Origin of the sequence: Ensifer sp. SL37 (genome assembly GCF_026672675.1) — a bacterium.
In the GTDB taxonomy this organism is placed as follows: domain Bacteria; phylum Pseudomonadota; class Alphaproteobacteria; order Rhizobiales; family Rhizobiaceae; genus Ensifer; species Ensifer adhaerens.
In genome coordinates this window covers 3,495,524-3,513,046 of the sequence record NZ_JAPPRN010000006.1, presented here as the reverse complement: position 1 = coordinate 3,513,046, position 17,523 = coordinate 3,495,524, and the positions used below count along the sequence as shown (strand labels likewise).

Here is a 17,523-nt window from a genome sequence, read left to right as displayed (position 1 = left end):
AGGATGGGCCAGCCGGGCATCGATTTTCCGGGCTTCGGCTGCGGACTTGTCATCGTGCGCGATGGCAAGATTCTGCTCTACAGGCGCGTCAATGCGCCTGAGGCCGGGCATTGGAACATCGTCGGCGGCAAGGTCGATCACATGGAGCGTTCGCAGGCTGCGGCCTGCCGCGAGGCCGAAGAAGAATCCGGCCTCAAGATTGGCTCGACCGAATTCCTCTGCCTCAGCGAACAGGTGATCGACGCCGACCGCCAGCACTGGATCTCTATGATCTATGTGACCCGGGATTTCTCAGGTGAACCTCAACTCCCCGAGCCGGACAAGCTTTCCGAATTCGGCTGGTTTAGCCTCGACGCCCTGCCCCAACCGCTATCCCGCTTTACCGCCGATGCCGTCGAAGCCTTGCGCAGGCATGAACAGGGCGTCGCCGCATAGCAGCCGCCCACCGGGGGCCGGTGTTCTTCGTACGTCCCTCGTTCTGCGCATTGCTGGTGCCGTTGTTGGCGGCGTTCCGCGGGCACCAACGGATCCGGCCGATGTCACTTAGGCGCGACGATGGGAAACGTGGTGATCGTGTCAATATTTTCATCTGAGGCGCAGCTGCCGCGCATAGGCTGGACGGCCTACTTCCTGGAGCGTAGCGCCGCCTCATAGGCAAGTCGCACCCACCGCGCCATCTCGTCGGGATCGTCGAATGCGTCGTCCGGAATGCTCCAATAGGGCATCTTCACCGGCTTGCCCTTGCCGTCATAGGCCCATTGCCGCGAACCGGCCGCCTCCAGCGCCGGCGCTGTTTGCTCGTCGCCCTTCAGCAGAATTTCGCCATCGACCTCAAGGGCGAAGATCACACCCTGGCAATAAATGCCCTTGCCGCCGAACATCCGCTTGATGGTCACCGGCCCGAGGGCCGCGAACATGTCTTCGATTGCGGCATTATCCACGCGTCTGTTCCTCCAAGATACCGCCGGCGGCGACGATCTGTTCCGGCGTGTCGAGATCGAGGCGCGCCGCCGCGCCGAGTTCGACATCGATGACCGGCAGCCCGCTCTTTTCGATAATGTGCCTTGCACCAACGTCTCCGACCAGTTGCTTGATCGCCGAAAATGTCTGTCGCGGCAGGATCACCGGATTGCCGCGCTGTCCGCCTGCGGTCGCGCGGATGATGGAGCGGCCACCTTCGGCGACGAAACGTTCGATGAGCCGGCGCAGATCGTCGCCGGTTATCCCGGGCATGTCTGCAAGCATCACCAGCATGCCCGGCGCCCGCGCCCCGACTGCCGAAAGCCCGGCCGTCAGCGAAGAGGCCATGCCCGAAATGTAGTCGGGGTTGGAAACGAACGTCACCGGCAGCCCTTGCAGCGCGTGGCGGATATCGGCCTCGCGGTGGCCGGTCACGACGCTGACCTTGCCCGGAGCGGCCTTAAGCGCGGCTTCGACGCTGCGGCGCACGAGCGGCACGCCATCGAAAGTTGCGAGAAGTTTGTGCCCGCCGTCAGCGCCCATACGGCTGGCCCGGCCAGCGGCCAGAACGACGACTGAAACCGAGCCGGATGACAACTCCGTTGCATGTTCGCGTGGCTGCGGCCGGGTCGGGATCTCACTCAACAAGCCGCCGACGCCAAGGCCGGTAATATCGTCGAAACTCGGCCACTCGCCGGCAAGGATCCGGTCGAGGATCCAGTCGAAACCATTCTCGCGCGGGCTGCGGGCGCAGCCGGGTGCACCGATGACCGGCGTTTCGCCGACGCGGCCGAGAACGAGAAGATTACCGGGGTCAACAGGCATTCCCACATGATCGACCACGCCGCCGGCCCGCCGGATCGCCGCCGGAATGACGTCTTCGGGATCGGCGACCGCCGAAGCGCCGAAGACGATCAGCAGGTCGTGCGTTGATCGCATTTCGGCGATCGCCGCCCCCACGGCGTCTTCGCTATGCGCGACGCGCCGTTCGGTGAAGAGTTCGCTTCCGGCCTGTCGCAGCCGCGCCGCGAGGATGGCATGGGTCTTGTCCATGACCTGGGATTTGAGGTTCGGCAACTCCGTTGCTATCAAGGCCGCGCGGCGCGGCGCAAACGGCTTGACCTCGAAGGCGCGATGGTCGCGCAGAAGCCTCTCCGCCTGCTCGACGAAGGCGCCGGCGACCGCAAGCGGGATGATCTTGATCGTTGCGACCATATCGCCGGGCTGCACCGGCATATGGTCGTCGAGACAGGCGAAGGTGATGGAGGGATCTAGGCGGTTCAAGCGATCGACAATTTCGCGGCTCGCAACGAAGAGGCCGGCGACCTCGGAATAGACGTTGACGCGGCCGGTCGCTGCCCGCGAAAACCGGAGATGATCGGGGGCTACGGCCGCGGCAATGCGCGTGGCTGCCTCGTCTTCCGGGAGGTCACCGGCATCAAGGCGGGCGGCCACCACCTGCTCGACGCCTGCAGCGGTCAAAGCGACGATGTCGGCGGCTGTGACCCGGTGCCCCTTCGGCAGCCTGGCATCACCGACCTTCACCGCATGTGCGAGCATCGCGCCCTCTGCTTCTGCGACCTTGATCGGGCCGAACCTCATACTCCACTCCCTGCGGAAGCAACGTCCCGCCGTCGCAGCGCCTCGATGATTTCGGCGAGGATCGCAACCGCGATTTCGGCGGGACTTGCCGCGCCGATATCGAGACCGATCGGCGCACGGATGCGAGCCATGTCAGCATCGGCGACACCCGCATGCCGCAGTCTTTCGATCCGTGTGGCATGTGTCTTGCGGCTGCCGAGCGCACCGACATAGAAACAACCGGCCGACAGTGCCGCCCGGATCGGTTCGTCGTCGATCTTCGGGTCATGCGTCACGGCTGCAAGTGCCGTGAAGCGGTCGAGCGGTCTGAGTTTCAGGGCGTCCTCCGGCCAATCGGCGATGAGGTCGACGCCGGCAAAACGTTCCGGCGTGGCAAAGGCCGTACGCGGATCGATGATGGTCATGTCGAAGCCGGCAACGGGCGCAAGCTGCGCCAGGGCCTGTGAAATATGCACCGCGCCGATGACGAGGATGCGCGGCGGCGGCAGGTAGACATTGAGGAAGAAGGAGCCCTGCCCGGTCTCGACGATGCTGGCCCGGCCGGACCGCAAGGCACGGGCAACGGCTTCGCGCCAGGCTTCTGGACAGTCGTCGCCTTCGAGGTAGACGCGGACACCACCGGTAAGATCGCTGACGGTGACGGCGGCGCGGCGGGCCGCGCGCGCAAGATTGAGTGTTTCCAGGATCGCCTGTTCCATCGTCAGCCGTTAACCCGTTCCACGAGGACCCGGATCCGGCCGCCGCAGGAAAGCCCGACGCGCCAGGCGGTCTCGTCCGCGACGCCGAAGTCGAGAACGCGCGAGGTGCCAGAGGCGATCACGTCGGCCGCTTCGGTGATGACCGCGCCCTCGACGCATCCGCCCGAAACAGAGCCCTGAAAATTGCCGTCACTATCGATCACCAGATGGCTGCCGACCGGCCGTGGTGCCGAGCCCCAGGTCTCGATCACCGTTGCGATCGCCACCCGGCGTCCCTCCTTCAGCCAGGCTTCGGCGATGTCGAGCGGATCGAGAACATTGACTGCCTGCCTCATGCCTGCCACCTCCCATGCACGCCGGTCACCGTGGCCCGGCCAGGCTCTAGGAACCGCCGTGGGTCCGCCTGGCGGGAGCGCTGCCCGGACAGCGCCTTCACCAGTTCGCCAATTGATTCAAGATTGTGCACCGCCCGGAATTCGTCAACATGCGGCAGCATCGCCCGCACACCGCGCGCCCGCGCCTCGAAGCCGTCGAAGCGCAGCAGCGGGTTCAGCCAGATCAGCCGCCGACAGGATCGGTGCAGGCGGTCGATTTCGATTTCGAGATCGGCGACGTCATCGCGCTCCAGACCGTCGGTGATCAGAAGCACGATCGCGCCCTGCCCGAGCACGCGCCGCGACCAGCGCCGGTTGAACTCATGCAAGGTCTCGCCGATGCGCGTGCCGCCGGACCAGTCCTTGACCGCAGCGACGCAGTCGTCGATCGCCGCATCGGGATCACGATTGCGCAATTGGCGCGAGACATTGGTCAGCCGCGTTCCGAAGAGGAAGGTATGAACGCGCCGCCGTTCCTCGGTCAGCGCATGCAGAAAGTGCAGAAAGATGCGGGTGTACTGGCTCATCGAGCCGGAGATGTCGGCGAGGACGGCAAGCGGCGGATGGACGACGCGCCGCTCCCGAAACCTCGGAAGGATCAGTTCGCCGCCAAAGCGCATGGCGTCGCGCATGGTGGCGCGCGGGTCGATGCGGATCTGACGCTTCGAGGGGCGGAAGCGGCGCGTGACGACGCGGTCCATCGGTAGCGTCAATGCCGAAAGTGCGCGCTTGGCCTCGGCAAGCTCGGCAGCGCTCATCTGCGCGAAGTCGGCCCGGCGCAAAAGCTCGCGACCGGAGACCGTGAAACGTGCATCGACTTCGATCTCCGGCTCGTCGCGCGGCGGTCGATCGGCCTCGTGACCAGAAAGCAGCGCGTCGCTGACGCGGGTCTCTCCTGCCCGGCGCCGCTCCCGTTCGCTCTCGCGTTCCGGCGCCAGCGGCGACATCATCGCGATCATTTTTTCGACGAGACCGCGCGACCGCCAGAACAAGCGAAACGCCTCGTCGAAGACCGGCTGGTCCTCGTGACGTTTGACGAAGACGCATTGCAGCGCGGCGTAGAACGCGTCCCTTCCACCGATCCCGATCAGCGCCACCGCATCGATGGCGTCGGCGATGGCGCCTGGCCCGATCTTGATGCCGGCGCGCCGGAGCGCGCGCGCGAAGAAGACAATATTGTCGGCAAGCCGTCCGTCGCCTGCCGCGATTGGCGGGGGAACATCGTCCCTGTGCTGTTCCCGCGCCTCCGTCATCAGCTTGCCGCCAGCAATTCCGCCTTGACCTCGGAGAGCAGCTTTCGCCCCTCTGCCCCCTCTATCCTGGCGATGTCGTCCTGGTATTTGAGTAGGGTGCCAAGCGTGTCGGCGATCGTCTCTGGATCGAGCGCCAGCCGGTCGAGTTCCGTCAGCGCCGTTGCCCAGTCGATGGTTTCGGCAACGCCCGGGTTCTTGAAGAGGTCGATCGTGCGCAGCCGCTGCACATAGGCGATGACTTCCCGTGACAAGGTGGCATTGCAGCCGGGAACCTTGCGGCGAATGATCTCCAGTTCCTGCGCCGCCTTGGGATAATCGACCCAATGATAGAGGCAGCGGCGCTTCAGTGCGTCATGGATCTCGCGGGTGCGATTGGTGGTGATGATGACAACAGGCGGTTCGTCCGCCCGGATCGTACCAAGTTCCGGAATTGTCACCTGGAAATCGGACAAAACTTCCAGCAGGAACGCCTCGAAGGCTTCATCTGTCCGGTCGAGCTCGTCGATCAGGAAAACGGGCGCGCGTCCCGAATTGGAGGAAATGGCCTGCAGAACAGGACGGCGGATCAGGAAACGTTCGGAGAAGATGTCGCTTTCGACCCGCTTGCGGTCGACCTTGCCGGATGCTTCCGACAGGCGGATTTCGAGCATCTGCGCCGGATAGTTCCACTCGTAGACGGCCGAGGCGACGTCGAGCCCCTCGTAACACTGCAGCCGGATCAGCGGCCGGTCGAGCGCTTTGGCCAGAACCTTGGCGATCTCCGTCTTGCCGACGCCGGCTTCGCCCTCAAGAAAAAGCGGGCGCTTCATCCGGAGTGCAAGAAACAGCACCGTCGCCAGCGCCGTGCCGGCGAGATAATCATGTGCCTCCAGCAGTGCCATCGTCTCTTCGATGGACTGTGGCAGGCCCGTTGCCGCCTGTGTCGCCATGTCTCCTCCACCGCGGCCAGAATCGATCGCTGGATGCTGGAAGGGGGCAAAATCCACCGGCCAACTCAACGACTTAGAGCGATCTTCTCATGTTGCGATGAGCAGTCGACCGCTGAGCAAAAAACTTATAGCGAGTGGTATCCGCGGTCCACATAAATAAGCGGCGGGCGGGACGGCCCGATCGCGACGTCGACGACCTCGCCAAATAGTACCAGATGCGTGGCGATCGTCTTCACCTCGACCAGACGGCAATCGAAAGCGGCGGTGGCATTGACGAGGATTGGCGCACCGGTTGTAAGCCGCGTCCACTGTCCGAGCGCAAAACGCAGATCCATGTCGAGCTGGTCGCGGCCGGAGAAGCCATGGGCAAGCGCCCGGTGCTCGTCGCCGAGCAGGTTGAGTGCAAAGCTGTCGCTGCGCGTGAAGATATCGTTGCGCGGATTGGCGCCGTTCAGGCAGACGAGAACCGTCGGCGGGCTATCGGAAACCGAGCAGGCCGCAGTCACAGTAACGCCGCGCCGCTCGCTGCCGTCAGCGGCGGTGATGATCTGCACGTGACCGGCCAGGCGGCTCATCGCGTCGCGATAACTGATAGGGTCCAGCCGGGTCTTCTCCAACACATCTTTCTCCGGGCGATGTCAGGCACATACATAGACGCTGGCGGAAAATATGAAACCCGCCGGAGGGAGAATCTTGCACATCTGCGACGTGGCCGTGACGCAGATTGAACCTTCTTCGCCAGGAGCGGCATCTTTTCCTTTGACGCCGGGAGGCACATCCTTAAAACATGCGGCAACGACCCTGCCTCGCGTCTGACGCGAGCGGCAACGGAACAGGAAGCTGTGGTGGCTCGCCGTAGGACTTTGCCCCGGATCGGTTCGGTCGGGAAAGCTTGCGGCGGCGGAGTAAGTGAATGCGTCGATCCATTGTCAGCAGCCTTATCCTTGCCGGACTGGTACAGGCAACGCCGGCTTTGGCGGCCGGCATCAAGGTGGCGGTCGTGGCGCCTGTGGAAGGTCCGTTCGCGCCGCTCGGCAAGCAGATTGTCGACGGCGCCGGCTTCAAGGCCGGTGATCGTGGCAGCGAGATCGTCGTCATTCCCGAGACCTGCGATACCGCCGGCAGCGAGGCACTGACCAAAGCGCTGCTTGCCGCAGGTGCCGAGGCCGCAGTCGGCTTCCTCTGCACCGAAAGCCTGGATGCGGCGCTTCCGGCACTGACCGAGGCGGGCTTGCCGGCGATCACGCTCAGTGTGCGCTCCGATATCCTGATGGAAGACGCGCTCAAGAACAAATGGCCGCTCTTCCGCCTCGCACCCAGCGGCAATGCCGAGGCAGCGGCGATCGTCGATGCCATCGTCAACCGCTGGAAGGACAAGCCCATCGCGCTCGTCGACGACGGCACGATCCACAGCCGGGAACTGGTCGAGGCGGTGCGCGCAGCACTCGCCGAAATCGGCATGACGCCGGTCTTCAGCGACACCTACCGGCCGGCGCAGGAGCAGCAGATCAACCTCGTGCGGCGCCTGGTGAAAAGCGGTGCAACCCACGTCTTCACCGGCGGCGACCGGCAGGATACCGCCGTGATCGCCCGCGATGCCATTGGCGAAGGCGCGAGCCTTACCTTGCTTGGCGGCGATGCCTTGAATGCGGCCGATCTCACTGTCCCGCTTGCCGATGGCGTGCTTGCGGTAACGCTGCCGGATGCGGCGCAGTCGCCGGAGGGCAAGCCCTTTGCCGACGAAATGCGCGCCGCCGGCATCGAGCCGGAAGGTTATGTGATGCCGGCCTTCGCCGTGATGGCGTTGCTGGAGGAAGCCAAGGACCGGGCAGCACAGGACGACAAGTCGCTGATCGAAGCGATCGCCGGCAAGGGGCCCTACCCGACCGTTCTCGGCCTCACCGCCTTCAACGCTGGGCACGAGCGCGCCGACAATCCCTACCGTTTGATGCAGTGGCAAGGCGGCCATTTCGCGCCCGCGGCCGCTGAAGGAGCCGCCCCATGATGCGTCCCGGACCGCTGAACCTGATCACCGATGTCAAAGGTCTGACGGTCGGCAACGCCGAAGACCATCGCCTGAAATCGGGCGTCACCGCGATCGTCTGCGACCCCCCGGCGACGGCTGCGGTCCAGGTCCTGGGCGGTGCGCCGGGAACCCGGGAGACCGACCTGCTCGATCCGCACAATACGGTACAGACGGTCGATGCGCTCGTTCTTTCCGGCGGTTCAGCCTTCGGGCTCGATGCCGCGTCCGGTGCTCAGGCGGCGCTCAGGGAAATGGGTCGCGGCTTCGCCGTCGGCCCACACCGGATACCGATCGTACCGACGGCGATCCTCTTCGACCTCATCAACGGTGGCGACAAGGATTGGGGCCGCTTCCCGCCCTATCGCGAACTCGGCTTCGAGGCCGTCGGGCGGGCCGGCGCGACATTCTCGACCGGTTCGGCAGGCGCCGGCACAGGCGCGCTGACCGCGAGCCTGAAGGGCGGTCTCGGTTCGGCATCCACGGTTCTGCCGAACGGTATCACCATCGGCGCCCTCGTCGCCGTCAATGCGCTCGGATCCGCCACCGTCGGCGACACCGGGCATTTCTGGTCTGCGCCCTTCGAACTGGAGAGCGAGTTCGGCGGACTTGGCCTGCCCCACCCGATTCCGGCCGATGCGGCCGACATCCGCATCAAGTTCCGCGACCGCCAGGCCGCCGTCGCCAATACAACGATCGCGGTCATAGCGACGGATGCGGTGCTGACGAAGGCCGAAGCCAAGCGCCTGGCGATTGCCGCCCATGACGGCTTCGCCCGCGGGCTCTGGCCGGCGCACACGCCGCTCGACGGCGATCTGATCTTCGCGCTTGCGACCGGCGCCAGCGGCAAGACGCCGACAACAGAGGATTTCATCGATCTCGGCGCCGTTGCAGCCTCGACCATGGCGCGCGCGATCGCCCGCGGCGTCCACGACGCAACGCCGGCGGAAAACGATCTCATGCCCTGCTGGTCAGAGCGTAGCTGACGCAGCTTTGATCGCAGGCATGTTGTTTGCGGGGCTCGGCGGTGCTATTCCCGCGGAAAACACGCTGGAGTGCGCCATGACCCACCCTATCCGCATTGCCCCGTCGATCCTGGCGGCCGATTTCTCCAAGCTCGGCCAGGAGGTTCGCGATGTCGTCGATGCCGGCGCGGACTGGATCCATCTCGATGTCATGGACGGTCATTTCGTGCCAAACATCACCTTCGGCCCGGATGTCATCAAGTCTCTGCGCCGCTACACCGATGCGACGTTCGACTGCCACCTGATGATTTCGCCGGCCGACCCGTTCCTCGAAGCCTTCGCCAAGGCCGGCTGCGATATCCTGACGGTGCACGCGGAAGCCGGTCCGCACCTGCACCGCTCGCTGCAGACGGTCCGGTCGCTCGGCAAGAAGGCCGGCGTGTCGCTCAATCCGGCAACGCCAGAAAGCGCGATCGAATACGTGCTCGATCAGCTTGACCTGATCCTCGTCATGACCGTCAATCCGGGCTTCGGTGGGCAGAAGTTCATCGACGCCACCGCGGAAAAGATCCGTCGCATCAAGGCGATGATCGGCGATCGACCGATCGAGATCGAAGTCGACGGCGGCATTGCGCCTGAAACGGCAGCCATTGCCACCGGCGCCGGCGCCAATGTTCTCGTTGCCGGCTCGGCGATCTTCAAGGGCGGCTCGGTCGAGGCCTATCGCTCGGCGATCGAAGCGATCCGTGCGCCGGCCGAGAAGGCTTATCGATGACGACACGCGCGGCAATTTCCGGCCTTTGTTGCCTGGCCGCGGCCGCCACTGCGTCGCCGGCGCTTGCTGGCGACTATGCCGCGCTTCAGCCGATCGGCTTTTCCGCTGATGGCAATGTCTTTGCCTTCGAGGAATATGGCGTTCAGGACGGCTCCGGCTTTCCCTATTCGACCATCTATGTGATCGACACGCGCAATGACAGCTTCCTGCCGGGTGCACCGGTGCGCGCTGTCAGTCGCGAAGATGGCAGCCCGCTGTCGAAGGCGCGCCATGAAGCCCGCCGTCGGGCTGCGCCCCTGATCGATGCCTATCGCCTGGCCGATGCGCCCGGGCTGCTCGCAGCCTTCAACCCGATCACGGAAGCCAACGCCAAGCCGCACTCGCTGACCTACGATGCTTTTGCAGCCGATGAGGCGTTCCGCGAGACCTATACGGTAACGCTCGAGGAAAAGACCTTCGAGCCGGACGGCATCTGCAAAGACTTCCTGAAGGAAGCCAAGGGTTTCCGTCTGTCGATGACGATGAAGGCGGGCGCACCGGCAAGCGACATGCTTCAGGACGACAGTCGCATACCGGAAAGCCGCCGTTGCCCCACCGGCTACCAGGTGGGTGGCGCCATCACCCACCGCAACGACGACGGTTCGGAAACCCATGTGATCATGGTGCTTGTGAAGTCGCTCGGCTTTGAAGGCACGACGGACGGGCGCTGGATCGCGGTCCCGACGCGGATCGCGAAATGAACGAAGCGGCCGCCAGCGTCGAAGCGAAAGCAGGGCGTGCGGCGGTCGGTGCCCGGAAGCGGACCCGCCTTGCCCGGTCCGTGCCGAGCGTTCCGTTGCTGCTCCTTGGCGCACCCTTGTGGAGCGCGTCAATGACGCTATCGGCGTGGTTTGCGCTGTGGCTGCGGGAACGGGACGTGACCTTTCATCTGGCCGAACTTCTTTGGGTCTTCGGGGCCGGCGCTTTGCTCGCCTGGCCGCCGGCGCTGTTTCTCGCCCGCTTCGCGGCGATCGGACGCGGAGTAGAAACGCGTTTCGCCGCCTATCTCTTCTTCCTTTCGCTCGGCACGATCGGGATGACGGCATTGCTCTTTGCCCTCGACTACCGCGAGTTCTATGCGCAGTGGCACGCCCCGATCGGAACCACGACCTGGCTCTTCCAGTTCGCCTTTACGACGCTGATCGCCTTTTACCAGTTTCTCGTCATGGGCCTTCGCCTCTATTTGCCGATCGGCGGTGTTATACTGCTCGCCGTCTGCCTGTGGCTGGCAAGCGATCGCCGTGCGCAACGGCGTTGAGCTTCGCGGCTATCTTTGCTAGAGGCACGACCATCCCTCCAATGACGACGAAAGCTTAAGCCCATGATCCCCCGTTACTCCCGACCGGAAATGGTGGCCATCTGGTCGCCGGAAACGAAATTCCGCATCTGGTTCGAGATCGAGGCCCACGCCTGCGATGCGCTTGCCGAAATCGGCGTGATCCCGAAGGATGCTGCGCGCACGATCTGGGAAAAAGGCGGCGCTGCCACTTTCGACGTCGCTCGCATCGACGAGATCGAGGCCGTCACCAAGCACGACGTCATTGCCTTCCTGACGCATCTCGCCGAATTCGTCGGCCCGGACAGCCGCTTCATCCACCAGGGCATGACCTCGTCCGACGTTCTGGATACCTGCTTCAACGTGCAGCTGGTCCGCGCGACCGACCTGCTGCTGGCCGACCTCGATAAGCTGCTCGAAGCGCTGAAACGCCGCGCCTTTGAACACAAGGATACTGTGACGATCGGCCGTTCGCATGGCATCCATGCCGAGCCGACCACCTTCGGCGTCAAGCTGGCGCTCGCCTATGCCGAGTTCGACCGCTGCAAGCAGCGCCTGCTGGCCGCACGCGAAGAAGTCGCCACCTGCGCGATCTCCGGCGCCGTCGGCACTTTCGCCAACATCGACCCGCGCGTTGAAGAACACGTAGCCGAGGCGCTCGGGCTGAAGCCGGAACCGGTTTCGACCCAGGTCATCCCGCGCGACCGCCATGCCATGTACTTCGCCACCCTCGGCGTCATTGCCTCGTCGATCGAGCGCCTGGCGACGGAAGTCCGTCACCTGCAGCGCACCGAAGTGCTTGAAGCGGAGGAGTATTTCTCGCCGGGCCAGAAGGGCTCGTCGGCGATGCCGCACAAGCGGAACCCGGTTCTGACCGAAAACCTCACGGGTCTCGCCCGTATGGTTCGCGCCTTCTCGATCCCGGCCATGGAAAACGTTGCGCTTTGGCATGAGCGCGACATCTCGCACTCCTCGGTCGAGCGCATGATCGGCCCGGATGCAACGGTGACGCTCGACTTCGCGCTCGCTCGTCTGACCAGCGTTATCGACAAGCTGCTCGTCTACCCCGAGAACATGATCAACAACATGAACAAGTTCCGTGGGCTCGTGCATTCGCAGCGCGTGCTGCTGGCGCTGACGCAGGCCGGCGTGTCGCGTGAGGACGCCTACCGCCTCGTGCAGCGCAACGCCATGAAGGTCTGGGAACAGGGCAAGGACTTCCTCGAAGAACTGCTCGCCGACGCGGAAGTCCGTGCGGCCCTTTCTGAAGAAGACATCCGCGAAAAGTTCGATCTCGGATATCACACCAAGCACGTCGACACGATCTTCAAGCGCGTCTTCGGCTGAGGTTCTGCGCTGAGCGGACGGCCGTAGGCCTCTGGTTTTTGTTGCCATGCCCGCATTTGGAGCACATCGCTCAAATGCGGGCATTTGCGTTAGCAGGAAATTCACGCATTGCGTGCAAAGCTTAGGGCCTGTCAATCCAGGTTCTGAGGATCACATGGCCTACAAGGACAGTGTCGAGCGGGCGACGCAGCGCACGCAAACGAAAATTACAGGTACGGTGACCGTCAAGTCCGGCTCCAGCAGCGGCATCGTCAAGGACCTTTCTGCCGAGGGCATCTGCTTTCAGCTGCTCTTCGACATTGGCGCCAAGACGGGACAGGAAGTGACGATCAGAAGCGAGGAACTCGGCTTCCTGACCGGCATGGTGCGCTGGTATCGCGGCGACAAGATCGGCATCAAGCTCAACCTGTCGTCCAACACCGCGGCGCAGATCTCATCTTACTACAAGCATTTTCGCTAGGCCGAGATTTTCGGCAACACGCCACACGCGCCGCAGGTCGATCGACATGCGGCGCTTTTTTTATGAGCGGTTACATTCGCCTTCCGCTGTCGGCGATCAGTGTGAACGCGCGCGCGGACCGGGCTCCACCATCTTGCGATAAAGGTGCCAGGTGGCGTGTCCGAAGATCGGCATGATGACGGCGAGGCCGACGAAGACCGGGATCGAGCCGATAACCAGACCGGCGGCGATAATGAAGCCCCAGACGGCGACGGGCACCGGGTTGACGAGCGTTGCGCGAATGGAAGTCTCGACCGCCGATACGGCGCCGACGTCCCGATCGATCAGCAACGGAAACGACACGACGGATGTCGCCAGAACGATGACGGCGAAGACGAAGCCGACAGCGTTGCCGACGAGGATCAGGTTCCAGCCCTGGTCAGTGCCGATGATACCGTTCCAGAAGGCTGCAATCGAATCCGGCGGTTCCGCCCCGAAGATCTGCACATAGAGCGCCTGGGCGACGAGCAGCCAGATGATGAAGACAACGAACAGCATGGCGGCGACGGCCATGATCGACGGCAGCGCCGGAGAGCGGTGCAGGCGAAGAGCGTGCGGCCAGGAGTAGTCCATGCCGAGTTCTCGCCGTCGGCTGATTTCATAAAGCCCGATCGCAGCGACTGGGCCGATCAGAGCGAAGCCGGAGACAAGAGGATAAAGCAGCGGCAGCATGTTGGCGCCCGCGCTCCAGGTGATCAGAACGACACCGGCGATCGGGTAGATCAGGCAAAGAAAGACGTAGTGCGATGGTTTCTCGCGAAAATCGTCAAAGCCCAAGCGTAAGGCGTCGAATACATCCGTGACGCCAATCTTTTTTATTCCGGGATGGGCGACACTCGCGTCCGCTCCCGACAGGACATGGAATGTTGTCATGGCTCACACTCCTCAACGAACCAGAGCGGCCACGGAACAAAGATGCGACGAACCAAGCCGCACCATCCGCGACCGTCCCTTCGATTATACAGAAAATGCGACCGCTGTCGCCTGCCGCCTCTCGCCGCGTTAAGCGGCCTATTGGAACGCGAACATCGGGCTCGTCGGGCAGGCTCCCATGGGTGGCTTCGAGGCACTGACGCACGGGTAATGCTGAAGGTCTTGACTTCCGCGCCTTTCAGCGCCACATCGCGGCCACCATGAAAGTATCCGACGCTCATATCCTCATCGTTCCAGGCTACACCAACTCCGGACCGGAGCACTGGCAGACCCGCTGGGAGCGCAAGATGTCGACCGCACGCCGCGTCGAGCAGGCGGAGTGGGCAAAGCCTGTCCGCGAGGATTGGGTGGCGCGCATGATCGAAGAGGTCAATGCGGCGGAAAAGCCTGTGGTCATCGTCGCCCATTCGCTTGGCGTCGCAACCGCCGTGCACGCCCTACCCCATTTCACCAAGCCGATCGCCGGCGCCTTCCTGGTGGCGCCTCCTGATGTTGCCAACCCGGCGATCCGTCCGAAGCATCTGATGACCTTCGGTCCCTACCCGCGCGATCCGCTTCCGTTCCCGTCGCTGATGGTCGCCAGCCGCAACGATCCGTTCGGTTCCTACGAGCATGCGGACGACATCGCCAACGCCTGGGGTTCGCTGCTCGTCGATGCCGGAGAGTCCGGCCACATCAACACCGAGTCCGGCCACGGGCCGTGGCCGGAGGGAACGATGGTGTTCGCCCAGTTCTTGAGCCGGCTTAAACCCTGACGCGCCCGATCAACCTGTCGACGCCTTATTAATCCGACGTTCATTGTCCGCGGTCATCATCGCCGGCACGACGCGACTCGTCTCATGATGGTGCCGAGCGCTGTCGAACCTTGATCTGCGCCGGCATTGACCGGATCGTTCCGCTTGGTTGCCCGGCCGCAGATACTGGACATGGGAAGTGGCCGTAAACGAACGTCTCACCAAAGGTGCGCAAGGCGCACCGGCGCATCCGGATGCTCTGACGCAGGCCACCCTGGAACGGTTGCCGGCAGGCGCGGTCGTTGTCGATGCGCACGGACGGATCCTGGCCGCTAACGTCCTTGCCGGCGAAGTGTTCGGCCGCACGCTTGTACAATTGCGACACGCCTTTCTGAATGACTTCGTGGCGGAAGAGGACCGGTCGCGCGTGCCGCCGCGCGCCACATCGACGGTCGCCGAGACGATCCATTTCCTTGGTCCCGACCGCTCCGTACCGATGCTCGTTGCCTGTTCGCCGGTACGGTTCGCGGATGAAGCCGCCTCGCTGCTGCTGATGTTGCCGGCCGATGACTTCGTCAACGAGATCGCCGGATTGCGCAACGACGAGACCCGCTGGAAATATGCCCTCGACGGCGCGCTTGAGGGTGTCTGGGATCACGACTTCGAAACCGGAGACCTGTTTTACTCGGCCACCTGGAGGCGGCTTCGTGGGTTGTCCGAAGACGCCCAGGTGGATGGTACCCTTGAAAACTGGATCCAGAACGTTCACCCCGACGATCATGCGCATGTGCGCGCCGCGATCGAGCGGCAGGATTCCGGCGAGGCGATCTTCAACACTTTCGAGTATCGAGAGCGTCACGCCGACGGTCACTGGATCTGGATCGAAAGCCGCGGCGCCTCGGTTGCCTACTGGCCGGATGGCAGGCCGAGCCGCATCATCGGGACGGATACCGACATCACCGCCCGCAAGGAGGCCGAGGCCCGGCTCGAGGAGGTCTCCCGCCGACTGAGGCTGGCGCTCGGCGTCTCGAAGATCGGCGTGTTCGACTTCAATCTTGATGCACTGCGCGACGACTGGGACGAGCGCATGTTCGAGATTTATGGTCTCGACCCCGCCGACGGCGCACCAAGCTCTGAGACCTGGGAAAACTCCCTTCACCCCGACGATCGCGATGCCGTGGTCCTCAGAACCAACGAAGGCATCGCCTCGGGTAAACCCTACAGCAATGCTTTCCGTATCGTGCGCCCGGACGGTTCCGTCCGCCACATCCGCTCCAATGCCGCGACCTATGTCGATCATCTCGGAACTCGCAAGCTCATCGGCGCCAACTGGGACGTTACCGAGGACATCGCGCTGCAGGAAGAACTGCGCCAGGCGAAAGCATCGGCCGAAGGGCGCAACCGTGAACTCGAGCAGGCGCGGATCAGGATCGAGTACAACGCGCTGCACGATTACCTGACCGACTTGCCCAACCGTCGCTACCTGGATCAGATGCTGACGGAGAATGTCGCAGTCAACGCGATCCTGCATATCGATCTCGACCGCTTCAAGCAGATCAACGATACGCTCGGACACCAGGCCGGAGACGCGATGTTAACGCATGCGGCCGCGATCCTGCGTGCCCACGCCCGCCACGACGATTTTATCGCCCGCATCGGCGGCGACGAGTTCGTCATTCTCTGCCGCCGGAACCGCGACCTGCCGCAGCTGACCGAGCTTGCCGAGCGCATCGTCCATGCCTTCCGCCGCCCCATTCCCTATGACGGTCAGCTCTGCCGCCTGGGCGCAAGCATCGGCATCGCCTTCAAGGGGGGCGAAGACATCGACGCCAAACAGCTGCTGATGAATGCCGACATCGCCCTCTATCGGGCAAAGAGCGTCGGGCGCGATCGCGTCGAAGTGTTCTCCGAGCTCATTCAAACCCAGATCCTCAACGCCAAGCGCATCGGCGACGATATTCGCCAGGCGATCGAGGAAGGGCAGTTCACCGTCTATTACCAGCCGCAGTTCCATGCGCGCTCGCTGGAGATATCCGGCGTCGAGGCGTTGGTGCGGTGGAACCACCCGGAGCGCGGCATCCTCACCCCCTTCCATTTCCTGAAGGTGGCCGAAGAGATCAACGTCCTGCCGGCGATCGACAGGAAGGTGGTCGAGCTCGCCTATCGCGACTTTCAGTCCTGGCAAAAGGAAGGGCTCGGCGTTCCCAAGATCTCGGTCAACATGTCGTCGCCGCGGCTGCGCGACCCAGGATTGATCGCCGATCTGCGCGACATGCGGATCCCGCCGGGCATCCTTTCCTTCGAGCTGCTCGAGTCCATCTTCCTCGATGACCCGGAAGACGAAATCGCCGGGACCATTTCAGCTCTCGGCGACCTCGGCATCGAAATCGAGATTGACGATTTCGGCACCGGGCATGCCTCGATCATCGGCCTGCTCAACCTCAATCCGGCCCGGCTCAAGATCGACCGGGCGCTCGTTGGACCGATGACCGAAGGTGCCAAGCAGGCGAAGCTGGTGCGCGCGATCGTCGACATCGGCCACTCGCTCAACATCGCTGTCGTCGGCGAAGGCGTGGAGACCTGGGAGCACGCGGCGATGCTGCGGGACCTCGGCTGCGACGTGCTGCAGGGCTATGCGCTTGCGCGGCCGATGGATCGGCTGGAGCTGGAGCAGCGTTTGCGCCGCGGCTGGAAGCCGGTGTTCGGCGGTCCGGACAAATAAAAACCGCCCGGCCAGATGGACGGGCGGCGCTTCAATGAATGCGGCAACAGCCTTTCGGCTTACTTGCTCTGGAGCTGCTGGACGGCTTCGCCGAGCAGTTCGAGCATCCGCACGCGGATCTGCTCTTCGGTCTGGGCAACGCCTGCCGCGTCGAAATCCGCCTTGATCTTGCGAACGACGTCTTCATGGCCGGCTTCTTCGAAATCGGCAGCCACCACTTCGCTGGCATAGGCGTCGGCGTCGGCCTTGCCGAGCAGGCCGGCGGCCCACAGACCGAGCAGCTTGTTGCGACGCGCTTCAGCCTTGAACCTAAGCTCTTCGTCCATCGCAAACTTTGCTTCGAAGGCCTTTTCGCGATCCTGCATCGACGTCATCAATCAATCTCCCTGAGAAT

18 protein-coding genes and 1 pseudogene are annotated in these 17,523 nt (G+C 63.7%); 10 read left to right on the top strand and 9 right to left on the bottom strand.

Features of this window, described 5'->3' with window-relative positions; translation table 11 throughout:
* The first annotated feature begins 3 nt into the window (after positions 1-3).
* Complete coding sequence (locus tag OVA00_RS29325) at positions 4-435, top strand: NUDIX domain-containing protein (RefSeq protein ID WP_268090137.1); 432 nt, start codon at positions 4-6, stop codon at positions 433-435.
* A 188-nt stretch (positions 436-623) separates the two neighbouring features.
* Here OVA00_RS29325 and OVA00_RS29320 read toward each other — a convergent pair whose 3' ends face one another.
* The 7 genes and pseudogenes from OVA00_RS29320 to OVA00_RS29290 form a co-directional block, all read right to left on the bottom strand.
* Positions 624-941 (bottom strand): TfoX/Sxy family protein, encoded by a 318-nt coding sequence (locus OVA00_RS29320; protein WP_268090136.1) that lies wholly within the window; start codon positions 939-941, stop codon positions 624-626.
* Positions 934-2,562 carry a molybdopterin-binding/glycosyltransferase family 2 protein gene (locus OVA00_RS29315; protein WP_268090135.1) on the bottom strand — a complete coding sequence of 543 codons (1,629 nt, stop codon included), beginning with the start codon at positions 2,560-2,562 and terminating at the stop codon, positions 934-936. Before OVA00_RS29315 ends, OVA00_RS29320 begins: the two co-directional genes overlap by 8 nt.
* Positions 2,559-3,260 carry an XdhC family protein gene (locus OVA00_RS29310; protein ID WP_268090134.1) on the bottom strand — a complete coding sequence of 234 codons (702 nt, stop codon included), beginning with the start codon at positions 3,258-3,260 and terminating at the stop codon, positions 2,559-2,561. The genes OVA00_RS29315 and OVA00_RS29310 overlap by 4 nt, the downstream gene beginning before the upstream one ends.
* A gap of 2 nt (positions 3,261-3,262) precedes the next feature.
* Complete coding sequence (locus tag OVA00_RS29305) at positions 3,263-3,595, bottom strand: XdhC family protein (RefSeq protein ID WP_060520754.1); 333 nt, start codon at positions 3,593-3,595, stop codon at positions 3,263-3,265.
* Positions 3,592-4,887, bottom strand: a complete 1,296-nt coding sequence (locus OVA00_RS29300) for a vWA domain-containing protein (RefSeq protein WP_268090133.1) — start codon at positions 4,885-4,887, stop codon at positions 3,592-3,594. Before OVA00_RS29300 ends, OVA00_RS29305 begins: the two co-directional genes overlap by 4 nt.
* Entirely contained in the window at positions 4,887-5,816 is a 930-nt protein-coding gene (locus OVA00_RS29295) for an AAA family ATPase (RefSeq protein ID WP_060520752.1), read from the bottom strand. Before OVA00_RS29295 ends, OVA00_RS29300 begins: the two co-directional genes overlap by 1 nt.
* Positions 5,817-5,941: 125 nt before the next feature.
* Positions 5,942-6,468, bottom strand: a pseudogene (locus OVA00_RS29290) (flavin reductase family protein).
* 261 nt (positions 6,469-6,729) lie between these two features.
* Between OVA00_RS29290 and OVA00_RS29285 the strand changes: the two are divergent.
* From OVA00_RS29285 to OVA00_RS29255, 7 genes are all read left to right on the top strand, one after another.
* Positions 6,730-7,821 carry a branched-chain amino acid ABC transporter substrate-binding protein gene (locus OVA00_RS29285; protein WP_268090132.1) on the top strand — a complete coding sequence of 364 codons (1,092 nt, stop codon included), beginning with the start codon at positions 6,730-6,732 and terminating at the stop codon, positions 7,819-7,821.
* On the top strand, positions 7,818-8,825 hold the full coding sequence (locus OVA00_RS29280; protein WP_060600725.1) for a P1 family peptidase: 1,008 nt from the start codon (positions 7,818-7,820) through the stop codon (positions 8,823-8,825). Before OVA00_RS29285 ends, OVA00_RS29280 begins: the two co-directional genes overlap by 4 nt.
* Before the next feature lie 76 nt (positions 8,826-8,901).
* On the top strand, positions 8,902-9,579 hold the full coding sequence (gene rpe, locus OVA00_RS29275; RefSeq protein ID WP_034794395.1) for a ribulose-phosphate 3-epimerase: 678 nt from the start codon (positions 8,902-8,904) through the stop codon (positions 9,577-9,579).
* On the top strand, positions 9,576-10,319 hold the full coding sequence (locus tag OVA00_RS29270) for a DUF2259 domain-containing protein (protein ID WP_060520748.1): 744 nt from the start codon (positions 9,576-9,578) through the stop codon (positions 10,317-10,319). The genes rpe and OVA00_RS29270 overlap by 4 nt, the downstream gene beginning before the upstream one ends.
* Positions 10,320-10,450: 131 nt before the next feature.
* Entirely contained in the window at positions 10,451-10,876 is a 426-nt protein-coding gene (locus tag OVA00_RS29265; RefSeq protein ID WP_442780565.1) for a hypothetical protein, read from the top strand.
* Between the two features lie 63 nt (positions 10,877-10,939).
* Positions 10,940-12,241 (top strand): adenylosuccinate lyase, encoded by a 1,302-nt coding sequence (gene purB, locus OVA00_RS29260; RefSeq protein ID WP_060585098.1) that lies wholly within the window; start codon positions 10,940-10,942, stop codon positions 12,239-12,241.
* 154 nt (positions 12,242-12,395) lie between these two features.
* The gene (locus OVA00_RS29255) at positions 12,396-12,701 is read left to right on the top strand and encodes a PilZ domain-containing protein (RefSeq protein WP_034794416.1); all 306 of its coding nucleotides are present in this window, start codon (positions 12,396-12,398) and stop codon (positions 12,699-12,701) included.
* Positions 12,702-12,797: 96 nt separating this feature from the next.
* Here the strand turns inward: OVA00_RS29255 and OVA00_RS29250 are convergent, their stop codons facing one another.
* Complete coding sequence (locus tag OVA00_RS29250) at positions 12,798-13,613, bottom strand: DUF2189 domain-containing protein (RefSeq protein WP_268090130.1); 816 nt, start codon at positions 13,611-13,613, stop codon at positions 12,798-12,800.
* A 260-nt stretch (positions 13,614-13,873) separates the two neighbouring features.
* On the opposite strand from OVA00_RS29250, the gene OVA00_RS29245 reads away from it, so the two are divergent.
* Both OVA00_RS29245 and OVA00_RS29240 read left to right on the top strand, forming a co-directional pair.
* On the top strand, positions 13,874-14,428 hold the full coding sequence (locus tag OVA00_RS29245) for an RBBP9/YdeN family alpha/beta hydrolase (RefSeq protein ID WP_034794640.1): 555 nt from the start codon (positions 13,874-13,876) through the stop codon (positions 14,426-14,428).
* 178 nt (positions 14,429-14,606) lie between these two features.
* Complete coding sequence (locus OVA00_RS29240; protein ID WP_113293942.1) at positions 14,607-17,129, top strand: sensor domain-containing protein; 2,523 nt, start codon at positions 14,607-14,609, stop codon at positions 17,127-17,129.
* A 59-nt stretch (positions 17,130-17,188) separates the two neighbouring features.
* Here the strand turns inward: OVA00_RS29240 and OVA00_RS29235 are convergent, their stop codons facing one another.
* Positions 17,189-17,503: a DUF1476 domain-containing protein gene (locus tag OVA00_RS29235; RefSeq protein ID WP_034794424.1), complete on the bottom strand. Its 315-nt coding sequence runs from the start codon at positions 17,501-17,503 to the stop codon at positions 17,189-17,191.
* Positions 17,504-17,523 lie beyond the last annotated feature (20 nt).

Coding starts and splice junctions, on each gene's coding strand:
- OVA00_RS29325 (WP_268090137.1), top strand. CDS start 4: ATGGGCCAGCCGGGCATCGATTTTCCGGGCTTCGGCTGCGGACTTGTC.
- OVA00_RS29315 (WP_268090135.1), bottom strand. CDS start 2,562: ATGAGGTTCGGCCCGATCAAGGTCGCAGAAGCAGAGGGCGCGATGCTC.
- OVA00_RS29310 (WP_268090134.1), bottom strand. CDS start 3,260: ATGGAACAGGCGATCCTGGAAACACTCAATCTTGCGCGCGCGGCCCGC.
- OVA00_RS29305 (WP_060520754.1), bottom strand. CDS start 3,595: ATGAGGCAGGCAGTCAATGTTCTCGATCCGCTCGACATCGCCGAAGCC.
- OVA00_RS29300 (WP_268090133.1), bottom strand. CDS start 4,887: ATGACGGAGGCGCGGGAACAGCACAGGGACGATGTTCCCCCGCCAATC.
- OVA00_RS29295 (WP_060520752.1), bottom strand. CDS start 5,816: ATGGCGACACAGGCGGCAACGGGCCTGCCACAGTCCATCGAAGAGACG.
- OVA00_RS29285 (WP_268090132.1), top strand. CDS start 6,730: ATGCGTCGATCCATTGTCAGCAGCCTTATCCTTGCCGGACTGGTACAG.
- OVA00_RS29280 (WP_060600725.1), top strand. CDS start 7,818: ATGATGCGTCCCGGACCGCTGAACCTGATCACCGATGTCAAAGGTCTG.
- rpe (WP_034794395.1), top strand. CDS start 8,902: ATGACCCACCCTATCCGCATTGCCCCGTCGATCCTGGCGGCCGATTTC.
- OVA00_RS29270 (WP_060520748.1), top strand. CDS start 9,576: ATGACGACACGCGCGGCAATTTCCGGCCTTTGTTGCCTGGCCGCGGCC.
- OVA00_RS29265 (WP_442780565.1), top strand. CDS start 10,451: ATGACGCTATCGGCGTGGTTTGCGCTGTGGCTGCGGGAACGGGACGTG.
- purB (WP_060585098.1), top strand. CDS start 10,940: ATGATCCCCCGTTACTCCCGACCGGAAATGGTGGCCATCTGGTCGCCG.
- OVA00_RS29255 (WP_034794416.1), top strand. CDS start 12,396: ATGGCCTACAAGGACAGTGTCGAGCGGGCGACGCAGCGCACGCAAACG.
- OVA00_RS29250 (WP_268090130.1), bottom strand. CDS start 13,613: ATGACAACATTCCATGTCCTGTCGGGAGCGGACGCGAGTGTCGCCCAT.
- OVA00_RS29245 (WP_034794640.1), top strand. CDS start 13,874: ATGAAAGTATCCGACGCTCATATCCTCATCGTTCCAGGCTACACCAAC.
- OVA00_RS29235 (WP_034794424.1), bottom strand. CDS start 17,503: ATGACGTCGATGCAGGATCGCGAAAAGGCCTTCGAAGCAAAGTTTGCG.